General features: G+C 35.3%; 9 protein-coding genes. 3 read left to right on the top strand and 6 right to left on the bottom strand.

Translation table 11 applies throughout. The features are described 5' to 3' along the window. Positions 1-64: 64 nt before the first annotated feature. From BUA03_RS03250 to BUA03_RS03235, 4 genes are all read right to left on the bottom strand, one after another. Positions 65-2830 (bottom strand): PD-(D/E)XK nuclease family protein, encoded by a 2766-nt coding sequence (locus BUA03_RS03250; RefSeq protein ID WP_066075401.1) that lies wholly within the window; start codon positions 2828-2830, stop codon positions 65-67. Between the two features lie 63 nt (positions 2831-2893). Continuing rightward, positions 2894-4342 carry an OmpA family protein gene (locus BUA03_RS03245; RefSeq protein ID WP_066075404.1) on the bottom strand — a complete coding sequence of 483 codons (1449 nt, stop codon included), beginning with the start codon at positions 4340-4342 and terminating at the stop codon, positions 2894-2896. Positions 4343-4454: 112 nt separating this feature from the next. Then, positions 4455-5648 carry a glycine C-acetyltransferase gene (kbl, locus tag BUA03_RS03240; RefSeq protein ID WP_066075407.1) on the bottom strand — a complete coding sequence of 398 codons (1194 nt, stop codon included), beginning with the start codon at positions 5646-5648 and terminating at the stop codon, positions 4455-4457. Positions 5649-5694: 46 nt separating this feature from the next. Beyond that, complete coding sequence (locus BUA03_RS03235) at positions 5695-8904, bottom strand: UvrD-helicase domain-containing protein (RefSeq protein ID WP_066075409.1); 3210 nt, start codon at positions 8902-8904, stop codon at positions 5695-5697. A 231-nt stretch (positions 8905-9135) separates the two neighbouring features. Between BUA03_RS03235 and rbfA the strand changes: the two genes are divergently transcribed. After that, positions 9136-9528, top strand: coding sequence for a 30S ribosome-binding factor RbfA (gene rbfA / locus BUA03_RS03230; protein WP_066075410.1), 393 nt, complete (start codon positions 9136-9138; stop codon positions 9526-9528). Positions 9529-9531: 3 nt separating this feature from the next. Then, positions 9532-10731, top strand: coding sequence for an ABC transporter permease (locus BUA03_RS03225; RefSeq protein ID WP_066075412.1), 1200 nt, complete (start codon positions 9532-9534; stop codon positions 10729-10731). Positions 10732-10794: 63 nt separating this feature from the next. Here the strand turns inward: BUA03_RS03225 and dusB are convergent, their stop codons facing one another. Beyond that, a complete protein-coding gene (dusB, locus tag BUA03_RS03220) occupies positions 10795-11787 on the bottom strand; it encodes a tRNA dihydrouridine synthase DusB (RefSeq protein ID WP_066075414.1) in 993 nt (330 codons plus the stop codon). A 609-nt stretch (positions 11788-12396) separates the two neighbouring features. On the opposite strand from dusB, the gene BUA03_RS03210 reads away from it, so the two are divergent. Beyond that, positions 12397-12615: a hypothetical protein gene (locus BUA03_RS03210; RefSeq protein ID WP_066075417.1), complete on the top strand. Its 219-nt coding sequence runs from the start codon at positions 12397-12399 to the stop codon at positions 12613-12615. Between the two features lie 101 nt (positions 12616-12716). Here the strand turns inward: BUA03_RS03210 and BUA03_RS03205 are convergent, their stop codons facing one another. Continuing rightward, on the bottom strand, positions 12717-13355 hold the full coding sequence (locus BUA03_RS03205) for a pyridoxamine 5'-phosphate oxidase family protein (protein WP_169807427.1): 639 nt from the start codon (positions 13353-13355) through the stop codon (positions 12717-12719). Between the last annotated feature and the right edge of the window lie 267 nt (positions 13356-13622).

Here is a 13622-nt window from a genome sequence, read left to right as displayed (position 1 = left end):
TTTAATGTCAAAGTACTTTTGTAGAACTCAAATAGGTTGGCTAGTTTTCTGATTTGGTTTCTTTTTATATTAATTTTTCTTCAAAAGGAATAGTATCGTCTAAAATTTCACGCAGTAAAAGAACCATTTGCTCGAGATAATTACTCAAAATTGTTTCGTCTATAACGGTATTCCCTTCTTTATCTTCTTTAAAATTAAACGGAAGAAAACCTGCTTTTAAATTTTTGAAGGAGATAATTCCTGCTTCGATGGGTTTTCCTTTGGCTTCCAATTCGTACATATACGCATACGCAAGCACCTGAATGATTTTATCACTTTTTATATCTTCTGTTAATCCGTTCCATGATTTCAGCGTAACACTTGCTTTTTCTACCTTTCCTGTTTTATAATCAATGATTCGAATGATTCCGTTGCGCTCTTCAATTCGGTCCACATTTCCTCTTATCAATACTGGGAAAGGCAAACTAGGATGTTGTAATTGGCGCTCAAAAGTTTTTTCCAACGCTAAAATTTTAATGGCATCACCGCTCCTAATGCTTTCTAATTCTACTTTTAGGAAATTAGAAACATTACGTTTGGCGACTTCAAACGCTAACAAATTTCTACCTTTTTTGATTTCACCTTCTTTATAAACCAATTTGAATTGTTTTAAAACCTCTTGATCAATTTGCTTAAAACAATCTTGAATACTACTTTCCGAAATAAATTTACCAATAAAAGGTTCATACAAAACTCTCAAAGTTTCATGAATAATGGTTCCCAAGGTGTTTAAAGCGATATTTTCCTCGACTTCTTCTACTTCACTAATGCGTAATATTTTTTGGAAATAAAACTGAATCGGATTCCGAATATAACTTGTTAATGCAGACGGAGAAAACCCCTTACCTGCAATTTCTTTCAATCGAACCATCACACTTTCCGATTTTGGAATCACCATTGCCTGATAAGCTGTTTCAGGTAAAACGGCGTTAAAAATTTCGTGTGTCAAATTATGACTAGCCTGTTTTTCTACTTCAAGTTGGGTGATGAAGCGGCTTTTTTCACCTGCATCTAAACCTTCACTTTCGGTGTTATAAAGTAAGTAGATGTTTTTAGCCCGCTGCAGCAAATGATAAAAATGATAGGTATAAATGGCGTCTTTCTCTTTGAACGTGGGCAAACCTAATTCGCGTTTCACATCATAAGGAATAAAGGAATTTTGAGATTTTCCGGCTGGAAATTTTCCTTCATTCATGGAGGTGACAATGATAGTGTCAAAATCTAAAACCCGACTTTCAAGCACACCCATAATTTGCAAACCGTTTAAAGGTTCTCCTTCAAAAGAAACTTCAGCTAAATCAATCACTTGCTTGTAAATGGCATAAAGTGTCTCTATTTTATCAATATGTTCGTGTTTTGAGTAGTAATTAATCAGTTTATTGATGACCTTGAAAATCGCAAAAACAAAAGCTTTTGTGATTTTTTCTTCTTCATTATCGTTGCTTAAATTTTCTTTTATGGTTTGCAATAATTTAGAGATAGTCTCCAAGACAGGAATAGAACCTTTTTCCCATTTTTGGAATAACAAAAGGAACAGCTCAGTAGGAATCAGATTCAATTCTATCAGCTTATGATGCGGAATAAAAGTATAGTTATTTTGATTGATGACATGAACAAGTTTGCTCGTTTTAGCATAAGGTTCTACCAAAGGATGTGTCAAAATATCCAACACATCTTTGTAATACAACACATAACTTTTAGCGTTTCTAGACAACGCATTTGTGTGCATCTTAAATAATTTGGCAATCAAAATTTGAGCTGGATTGTTCTTACTAGAATACCCCATCGTAATATTCAAAGCACCAACGCTTGACGGTAACGAATATAAAAGCGGCACTAAAAGATTTTCATCTCCAAGAACAACAGCCACTTTATCAAGCTTCCCCTCTGGATTTTCTTGGATAACATGCTCGATAAGACTTCCCGCTATTTTTGCCTGACCAATAGTCTTTGGTGTTCCAATAACTTGAATATTTTTTGATTCCGAAAAATCGTCGACAATCCATTCAAACGGATGCAATTTATAGTGCTTCCAGTTTTCTTTAAAACGCCTAACAAACAATCCGGCATCATGATAGGGATCATTTAAAAAGGTTTGATCCACATCCCAATATATTTTGGCTTGATCGGCGGCAATAAGGTGTTGAATTATTTTTTCTTCGGCTGCATTCAAAGCATTAAATCCTGCAAAAATAAATTTTTTGTCTTGCACTGAATCCGTAAAATGATTGAGATTGTTTACTGCTTCTCGGTAAATAAGACCTTGATATCCTATTCCTTTATTCAATAAATGAGTATAAAGCGATTGATAATAATTAGGTAGCAATTTCCAAAAATCAATATATTTTTCTAATAAGGTAGTCTTATTTTCGACCTCAATTCCCCATTTTTTGATATCTTCAATGTCTTTCAAGTACGAAAGTACATGCGCTGGATCTAATAAATAGCGATCAATTTCATTAAAGTCCTGTAGCAGTGTTTTGGCCCAATTGGCAAATAACTCAAAAGTTTGTTGGTTCCCTTTATCGGTGATAGACAGATAGACTTCGTAGAATTCAAATAATAACTCAATTGGATCAACAGTGCGGATCCCCGCTATGTTTTGCACAAAATCTTCAATACTTATAATTTCAGGAGAAAGAATGTTTTTTGTGACTTGATTTTTTAATGCTTCAATTAAGAATATTTTAGCCCGTTTGTTTGGCAAAACAACAATGGTATTCGAAAGGGTATTAGAATAATTTTCAAGTATAACGGTAGCAATTTTATCTAAAAAAGAAGTGTTTATCATTTTATAAAAATAAAAAAACGCCCCGATAAATCGAGGCGTTTTCTAAAAATATTTTGAATAAAATTATTTTTGTAAAATAACTTCTGTTCTTCTGTTTTTAGCTTTACCAGCAGCAGTTTTATTCGTTTCAACTGGACTTCCTTCACCAAAACCAACAGCATTTAGATTTTCACCTTTAATACCTCTTTCTAATAAAGCTTCTCTAACAACGTTAGCTCTATCTTCAGAAAGTGTTTGGTTGAATGCATCTGAACCATCGCTATCAGTATGTCCTTCAACACTGAATTTAGCATTAGGGTAGTTTTTAAGAATATTTGCCATAGCATCTAATCGAGCTGGAACATCACCAACTTTGAAAGTAGCTTTACCTGAATTAAAGTAGATTGCTCTAGCTTGAATTTTAAGGTTATCTAACGCTTCAGTAGTTACTTCAGGACATCCTCTGTTACTAGCTGGACCAGCTACAGTAGGACAATCATCATCTTTGTCTGCTACACCGTCTCCGTCAGTATCAGGCCAAGGACATCCACCATTTTCTTTAGGACCGGCAACAGTAGGACATTTGTCATCTTTGTCAGCAACTCCGTCACCGTCAGCATCTGGACAACCGTTTAATGCAGCTAAACCAAAAACAGTTGGACATGCATCATTTTTATCAGCAACACCATCTCCGTCAGTATCAGGACAACCGTTTAATGCAGCTAGACCAAAATCATTTGGACATTCGTCAGCACTATCTTGAATCCCATCTCCATCAGTATCAGGACAACCGTTGAATTCTTTCAAACCAGCAACTTCTGGACAAGCATCATCTTTATCGTAAATTCCATCACCATCTGTATCTTTTCCTCCAAATTTGAAGATAAGACCAGCAGTGTGTTGAAAAAGAGAAGGAGCATCTGGAGTAGCAAAATCAACATTACCTTCCGTTCTATCACCAAAAGCTTTTTTGTATCTTGTAGCAAGTTCTAAACCTACATTGTCAGTAAACCAGAAAGTCAAACCTGCACCAGGATTGAATGTCCCAAAACTACTATCTCCGAAGAAAGTATAACCTCCACCAACAGATAAAGATGGATCAATAACTTTAGATTTAATTAGGTTCATGAAGCTATATTTAATAGTTGCATCAACACCATAATACATTAAATCACCTGGATTAGTAACAATATAACCGCGGCTATCGTGCATCACTGATGCTGGCTCTGGAGCGAATGTTACAAATTTATCTATTTTGTTCACAGTTCCAGAAAGACCGAAAGAGAAATTATCTCCTACATATCTAGAAACGCTTAAATAAGATACCGATGGAAGAATATTCCAATTGTCTTTAACCGCAAAAGGTTGAGAAAAATGACGATCAAGCCAGTTATGTCCTCCCTCTGCACCAGCTTTGGTGTCGACGGCATTAACTCCAAAAGCAATAGCCCAAGGATTGTTACTGTCTTGTGCGTGCGAGCTTAAACCCATCACCATCATCACAGCAACTAAAATTTTGTTAAGATGTTTCATACTTAATTTTTTTAATTACAATTTAGTTAATTATATGCAAAAGTAGTACGTAAATTTTAAACTACAAAATTTAATGTTAAAAAAAATCTTCTTACGCATATAAAAGTGGGAATTATATAACATTCAGGGCTTTTCCGACCTCAATAAATGCCTTTATTGCCTTATCTAACTGAGCTTTCGTATGCGCTGCAGACAGTTGCACTCTAATTCTCGCCTTGTCTTTAGGCACTACCGGAAAAAAGAAGCCAATCACATATATCCCTTTTTTTAACAGCTCATCAGCCATAGTTTGTGATAACTTTGCATCATAAAGCATCACCGGAACTATAGCAGAGTCCCCATCAACGATGTCAAATCCTGCATTTTTCATTCCTTCTTTAAAATAATTGGTATTCCATTCTAGTTGATCGCGTAACGTGGTGTCCTTTTCTAATAATTCAAATACTTTGATGGAGGCACCAACAATTGCAGGTGCTAACGAATTAGAAAACAAATAAGGTCTAGAACGTTGACGTAAAATTTCGATAATTTCTTTTTTTGCTGTTGTGTAACCTCCCATAGCACCGCCTAATGCTTTACCTAATGTTCCGGTTATGATATCTACACGCCCCATTACGCCTTTTGCTTCTGGAGTTCCCTTTCCTGTTGCACCTATAAATCCTGCGGCATGACATTCATCAACCATTACTAACGCATCGTATTTGTCTGCTAAATCACAAATTTTGTCCAATGGCGCAACTAGTCCATCCATAGAAAACACACCATCAGTTACGATTAATTTAAAACGCGTCCCCGCGGCTGTGGCTTTGATTAACTGTTGTTCTAAATCTTGCATGTCGCTGTTAGCGTAGCGATAACGGGCAGCTTTACACAAACGAACACCGTCAATTATGGAAGCATGATTCAAACTATCCGAAATAATGCAATCTTGCTCTCCCAATAATGGTTCAAATACCCCACCATTCGCGTCAAAAGCAGCAGCATATAGGATTGTATCTTCTGTTCCGTAAAATTCCGAAATCTTCTTTTCTAATGTTTTGTGTATATCTTGTGTACCACAAATAAAACGAACCGACGACATACCGAAACCATGCGTATCCAAAGCGTCTTTTGCGGCCTGAATCACTTCTGGATGCGATGACAATCCTAAGTAATTGTTCGAACAAAAATTTAAAACAGTTTCTCCAGTAGAAATAGTTATTTCTGATCCTTGAGGCGAGGTAATAATTCGTTCCTTTTTGAAAATTCCGTTATCTTCAATAGTTTGTATTTCTGCTTGAAGATGTTCTTTTATTTTTCCGTACATTTTTTATGTTTTAAATTTTGCTATTGCGAATTATTCATTTTTATGGCTACAAATTTACGACTTCGATTCCTTTTCCGATATAAATAAGTGCTTTTTTTATCACTTTATAGCCCATTAATTCAATTGCACTTTGGTAATTTTCCAATTGCAATTGGTATTTTGAATTGTGCGTTCCCGTTTTATAGTCCAATAAAAACACTTCATTATCTTTGGTCAGAACCATTCTATCTGGTTTGATGGTTTTTCCTTGCTTTTGAATAATGGTTTGCTCGTTCCATACTTCATTCCCTTCAGCAAAACAAATTTCTAATTCCCTGTGATTAACAATTTCCCAAATCGTTTTATAAACCGTTTCTTTTTGACTAAAAATAATTAAGCCGTTTTCAATTGATTTTGTAATTGCTAAATCAATGTCATTTTTAGTCTTTACAAAAGACAGAATTTCGTGAATAACATTTCCATATTCTATCGCCTCTTGTTGAAGTGTACCCCACATCAAAGCCTCTCGTTGCGCAATTTTTATATTTTTTGGATTCAGAATTTCCGCAACCAAAGGAATTGTTTTAGAAGTATCAACATGCTTTTTATTTGCTGACAATTTAGTCTCTTTCCCGAATTCATATTGTAACTGATCCGCCTTAAATCCGTTTTTACTTTCCAAATAATTGATAAAAAAGGCGCACATGTTATTTTTAGGAACTTCCCCTTTTCGAGATAAATTCATATTGGAAATCACATATAATTGCTCTTCCGCACGAGTTAAAGCTACATACAAAACATTGATATTGTCCAATAACTCTTCCTGCTTTTTTTGATTGTAAACGACAGCAGCTTCCATCCCAAAACCTTCAACTGCACTACTATTATCAATCAATACTTTGGGCAAACCAAAATCTTGTTCTTCCGCATTAAGCCATAATTTATCTTTTGGTTTTCTATTGTAATCTTCCTCGGCAAAAGGAAAAATTACCACTGGAAATTCCAATCCTTTGGATTTATGTATCGTCATAATCCGAACCGCATTATTTCCTTCGGGTGACGGAATGCTGAACTTCTCGGCATTTTTATCCCAAAAATTCAAGAAATCCGAAATCCCAGCTTGATTCCGAATGTCACGCTCGAGAACGATGTCGAGGAAATATTGAATGTAAGCATTACTTACACTTGGATTTAGGAATTTAGTTATAATCGTTTCAACCGCCTCATACAGCGATTTTTTCCTGATGTTTTGAAATGACAGTTTTACATTAAAACCCATCAGCCATTTTTCAAAATCGGCTTCTTGTTTTTGCTCCATTCCTTGCGCAATAAAATCATGAATTGCTAATTGATCCTGACTGTTTTGAGCCAAATATTGAAGAAAATTAGCTTTGGCTTCTAAATCAGAGTTATTCTTTAAATATTTTAATAAATGAATAATTAAGCGTACTTCAGTAGCATTATGTATCATCAAAGTTTCTGATGACAACAGCGGAATTTGTTGTTCGGTCAAATAAGTAGCAATCGCAATTCCTTGACTTCGTTTTCTGGTCAAAATTACAATGTCTTTGTATTCAAAGCCCTCCCGAATTACTTTTTGAATGGTATTTAATGTTGCCAAAACATACAATTCTGTTTTATCCAACGCCTCTTCCTCCGGGAAACCTTCGGGCTTATCCTCTGTCTTTTCTGTTTTTGGAATGAAAGAAATATTTACGTAACCTCCTTTTTTATCATTCAACTTCTGATGACTGTGATTGGCGTATAAATCTTTATAATCTAAATGCTCGAATTCATTCGACAGCATTTGAAAAAAATCGTTGTTGAATTCAATTACTTCCGAATAAGAGCGGTAATTTTTATCTAAATGTTCGAGGACTTTCTCTGGATTATTAAACGGATTTTGATTTTTACTCAGATCGATAAATTGCTCTGCTTTGCCGCCACGCCATCTGTAAATTGACTGTTTTGGATCGCCCACAATCATTAAAGTCCCTTTTTCACCATCAATTTCGCTGGAAGTGGCATTATCAATTAACGGAATCAAATTCTGCCATTGCATTTCGGAGGTGTCCTGAAATTCGTCTATAAAAAAATGACGGTACCGTTCTCCCAATCGCTCGTATATAAAAGGAGCGGGTTGATTTTGAATTTCCCTATGAATTATTGCATTAAATTCGGAAATAGAAAGCACATTTTGCTCGCTTTGGATTTTTGCCAATTCATTACTAACGGTATTTAATAGTGACAAAGGCGTTATGTTTTTCAAGAATGCTTTGTAGAAGTTTATTTTTTCGAAAGTCTTGTAAATCCGGTCCAAAATCTGTAATAATTCCGGGATTATATTTTCAATGATTGCACGGTCTTTTGCCGTTTTATTGATTTTTATAGCATCAAATTCGTGATACGTTTTATTTTTTGGATTGAATTTCCCTTCTTGAATGCTGATCAAATGTTTTGGGAAATGTCCTGCCGAAAAAGACTTACTATCGATTCCGTTTTTTTCTATTAGCAAAAGTGCTTCCTCGGCAAAAGCTACACTTTCTATCTCCAAAACTTTGCAGGCCTCGTTCAATTTTGCTTTAATTGCAACAAAATCAGCTATTGACTTGTCTTGGAAATGCGTAATTTCGTTTCGGTTATTTTCGTTTAAAACCAAACGACCTGTTTCAAGAATTTCCCGTGAAATATCCCAAGATTTGTCGTCATCGGTTTTTTCCATCGTAAAATCAATCAATAACTTTGTCAATATTTCATCTTCCCCGGCTTGAGCGATTATGGCATCAACGGCTTCTACCAACAAATTTTCAGTATCCAAAGTGACTTCAAAAGTCATAGGCAACCCTAAATCATGAGCAAATGCCCGAATTACTTTATGGGTGAATTTATCAATGGTCGAAATATCAAAAGCGGCATAATTATGAATAATATGCTTGATGATTTGTTGTGATTTGGTTTTTATTTGAATGATAGAAAGCCCAATTGGCTCTTCGCTCCACTCCTCAGGATTGTCTATTTTTCTTTTACCCTCTACCAAATCCTTCATTAAATCCTGCGCTTTTGCACTTGGTTCTTCTTTAGCAAATTCAGAAAGACTGGCTACGATTCGGCTTTTCATTTCGTGAACGGCTTTGTTCGTGAAAGTAATGGCGAGAATGTTACGATACGCGTCATTTTTCTTGGCAACAAGAATAATTTTTAAATATTCTTTGACTAAGGCATAGGTTTTTCCGGAGCCCGCCGATGCGTCGTATATGGAGAAGGATGGTCTTTGCATCTAGATTTTAGATTTCTGATTAATGATTTTAGATTTATGATTTAGGATTAGCGTTCTAATTTCCTAAATCTCCTAGCCCTGATGGAAACGACATCCTTTCTTGCCGGTGTTCGGCAGGAAAGATATAGTGAACAGCAGGAAATAGCTCCTAAAAACACAACTATTAACAGGTTACTTTTAAAATTTGTCCTGAAACTTCGGGATAAACCTTAAAAGTAGTATTTTTGCAGCATGGAAACAAATAGACAGAAAAAAATAGGTGGGGTGATCCAAAAAGATTTGGTGGATATTCTGCAAGGTGAAGTGAGAAAAAACGGAGTTAGTAATTTGATAATTTCGGTATCCAAGGTTGTTGTTACTTCAGATTTATCTGTAGCGACGGTTCATTTAAGTGTTTTCCCTCAGGATAAAGCAAAAGAAATTTTGGAGGCCGTAAAGTCGAATTCTAAAACAATAAAACATGACTTATCACAAAGAGTGCGTTTGCAATTGAGAAAAGTTCCAAATTTGGTTTTCTTTATTGACGACTCTTTAGACTACATTGAAAAAATCGATACTGCCTTGGCAAATAGAGACAATCCTATAGAAAATAGAGAGCTGCTGGACAAACGCAGATTCCAATAAAATTTGAATTTCCCCCTTTACATAGCCAAACGCTATATTCTTAGCAACAGCAAAAACAACGCTATCAATATCATCAATCGCATTGCCAGCATGGGAATTATTGTTGGTGCCATGGCTTTGTTTATCGTTTTATCCGTCTTTAGCGGCTTGAAAGATTTTAGTCTTTCGTTTACCAATGACATTGATCCCGATTTAAAAATTAGTAGTATTTTAGGTAAATCCTTTCTTATTTCTCCAGATCAGGAAAGTAAAATCGAGAAAATTGAAGGGCTTGCATCCTATACCAAAATTATAGAAGAGCGGGTTTTATTCACTTTTGATGGCAAACAGGAAGTTACGTATTTGAAAGGTGTTGATTCTAATTTTAATCAAGTAAATGCTATTGAAACCAAACTTTTCAACGGCCAATGGTTGAAACCAGATACGTATCAAGTGGTGGTGGGCTATGGTATTGCTCAAAAATTTTCAATGGGATTATTGGATTTTAATCGTCAATTAGAAGTTTTGGTTCCCAAACCAGGTAAAGGCGCTATCGAAAATCCAGAACAGGCTTTTAACAAAACGGATGTAATTCCTGTTGGAATCTATGCCATTAGTGAAGACTTGGATTCCAAATATGTTTTTGCCGATCTAGGTTTAGCTCAGGAATTATTGGAATACAAACCCAATCAGGTTTCAGGAATTGAAATCAAAACCAAAACTAGTGCTAATGAAACGGAAATTAGCAACCAACTACAAACAATTTTCAAGAATAAAATCACGGTAAAAAACAGGGCACAACTCAACGAATCGCTTTATAAAATGTTGAATACCGAGAATATTGCGGTTTATTTAATATTTACTTTGGTGATTATTGTGGCTCTTTTTAACTTGATTGGCGCGTTAATTATGATGATTTTAGACAAAAAAGGAAACCTAAAAACGCTTTTTAATCTGGGAACCGAAATCAAAGATTTACGTAAAATATTCCTGCTACAAGGTACTTTATTGAGTGTTTTTGGCGGACTTATTGGATTAGTTTTAGGAATTATAATCGTTTTGCTACAAGAATATTTTCAACTGGTCATGATTACACCTACTCTTGCTTATCCGGTGATTTTCTCTTTCGAAAATGTACTCATCGTTATGGGCACTATTATCACGCTTGGATTTATAGCTTCATTGATTGCGAGCAGTCGCGTGAGTAAAAAATTGTTGGAGTAAGATTTTTGATTGATGATTAACGATTTTTGATTTCAGATTTTACAAAACAAAAAACGAATTCCACTATACTACCTCATAACCAGCATACACGTCTTCAATTTCATTTAAAGCAGCAAATAATTCTTCAGGTCGGTCTAAAGTAACTAATTGCTGTTTGTGGGGTTTAAAAGAGTGAATTCCTTTGAAATAATTAGTGTAATGGGGCCTTGTTTCTACAATTCCAAGACGTTCTCCTTTCCACTCCATTGCCCACGTCAAATGATTTCGCACGGCTTCAACTCTATCCATAATCGTAGGCTTAGCTAAATGTTCCCCCGTTTTGAAGTAATGCTTGATTTCGTTAAAAATCCACGGATAACCAATAGCAGCGCGACCAATCATAATGCCGTCAATACCATATTTATTTTTATATTCTAATGCTTTTTCTGGGGAATCAATATCTCCATTACCAAAAATTGGCATTGTAATTCTAGGATTATTTTTTACTCGGGCAATGTGAGACCAATCCGAATGGCCTTTGTACATTTGGGCTCTTGTTCGCGCGTGAATGCTTAACGCAGCCACACCAATATCTTGTAAGCGCTCCGCAACCTCATCAATATTGATTGAATTATCGTCCCAACCCAAACGGGTTTTTACGGTTACTGGTAAATGCGTGCTATCGATTACGGCTTTTGTTAAACGAATCATTAAGTCAACATCTTTTAAAACTCCAGCTCCAGCACCTTTACAAACGACTTTCTTTACTGGACAACCAAAATTGATGTCAATAATATCAGGATTTACGGCTGAAACGATTTTAGAGGACATTGCCATAGCTTCCTCGTCACCGCCAAAAATTTGTATTCCCACAGGACGTTCGTAATCAAAAATATCTAACTTCATTCGGCTTTTTATAGCATCGCGAATTAATCCTTCTGAGGATATAAATTCGGAGTACATCATATCGGCACCATGCATTTTACACAATCTGCGGTATGGAGGATCACTCACATCTTCCATAGGTGCTAGCAGTAAAGGGAAATCAGGGAGTTCTATGTTGCCAATTTTTATCAAAGCGTAGTTTTTTTTTGCAAAAATACTAAATAAGAAGCGGTTATAAAAGTAAAAGAGCCAAAAGCATTCACAGTTCCCAATCTATAAAAATAGTCATCTCTATCAAAATCACAGTATGCAATTCCAATTCGGGTTTAAATTTTACTTATACCTAATTCCTTTTTCGCAAGGAATACGCTATACCTTTTTAGGAGTGTTTAAAAGCTTAAAAACTGAGAAGAAATCCAATTATTGGTTGCGCTTTTTCATCTTTTTATGCTCGTTGTTTATTGCCCTGTGGATGCTTGGATTTGCTGATTGGTATGACAATCAACCGTATAGAGATGTTCTTTTTTATACTCCATTTCAATATTTTTTATTTATTGGACCAGTACTCTACTATTACACTAAAAGTCTATTGAACGCTGATTTTAGATTTAGTAAAAAAAAAATATCTGCATTCTATCCCCGAAATGACGACAAGGCTTTCTTATAGGTTTCTCTTTTCTACCTTATGTTAAGTAGAGAGCGATTTGGAATTGATTACCTACTTACACGAAAAAAATCTTAATTATGAAAGCTACAATCATCATCATCGCCTTATCTTAAATGGAAGTTCTAACGAGTTGCATGCATAAAACACATCAAAAAACAGTTATTTTTAAACGGAACAAGACTAAAATCAGTGCAATTTCAGAAGTCGAATTAAAAGGAAAAGAAAAGCCTTTTTCATGGGATTATGCCACTGATATGAAAACCTTAAAAAACGATTGCTGGTATGAACTAACAACTACATTTGAAACTGGATACAATCTTACTAAAATTAAATTTGTACTAATGATAGTTTAGAATTTGAGCACGAAGAAAACCGAGGAATTAATTTCGCCACTGCAGATACCACTTTTAATAAGGCAAAATTCAACAGGAGATAATCAGTACTAGTTCTACTTTTACGGAACTGCCCAATTCCCATCCACTAAAACGTTGTTCTTATAATAAAAACTAGCCTTGCGGTTGCCGTGAAAATCTAAATATAAAAATTCAAGTTCGTAAACTGTACAAGCCACCACAGAAAAGTTTTTTTCGAAAAGATTGCTTTCATCATCCGTTGGTTTTGTGGTGGCAAAGCGTCCTTCATATCCTAGAGTTAGTTGGTCTGACTTTGTGTTTGGAGGCTCATTTGCCATATAGCCCAATCGAGCTTGTGGGCTTGTCGCTTTCCATCTATCATTTGCCAACTCATTAGTAGTATGCATGGTAGCATATGCTTTCGCAACAATTTGAACACGTTGCCGTGCGTCATAAAACAACAGCGAAATACGATTGTCTTTGATTAAGTCATTATATTTTCGGGAGCGATTGTCGGTGTGAAAGAAAATAGTTTTTTGAACTTCGTCTACTTTCCTATTTACCACAATTCGTAACGCAGCGGCATTATTTTCATCGATAGTTCCCACACACATGGTTCTAAAACCATTTTTTTTCTTAACGGATCCATTGACTAATTTTTTCCAAGCCAACGACTCTATACCCTGCAAATTGTATTTGGTGTCATTGTAAGTTATAAAGTCGTCATCTTGTTTTTTCATACAAAGCATTTTTATGTGTTAGGAACTGAACCTCTGGTGATGCTCAAAAGTACAAAATTGTCTAGGAACGAAGGTAAAATAAAATTGTATTTAAGTTTCATTTATTGCACGCAACGCAGCTTTATCTATGCTATTAAAAAACAGGAAGCTGCTAATTAAGAAACCTTTAAAAAAAATAGATTTCAGATTCTTAACATTAGCTTCTGTTCAATCTCCAATCAAAACTTTTAACTTACATTTGCAAATTAATTGTCGTACTGACGGGTT

It is taken from the genome of Flavobacterium fryxellicola, from assembly GCF_900143245.1.
GTDB classification, from domain to species: Bacteria; Bacteroidota; Bacteroidia; order Flavobacteriales; family Flavobacteriaceae; genus Flavobacterium; species Flavobacterium fryxellicola.
This window is presented reverse-complemented; position numbering and strand designations above follow the sequence as displayed.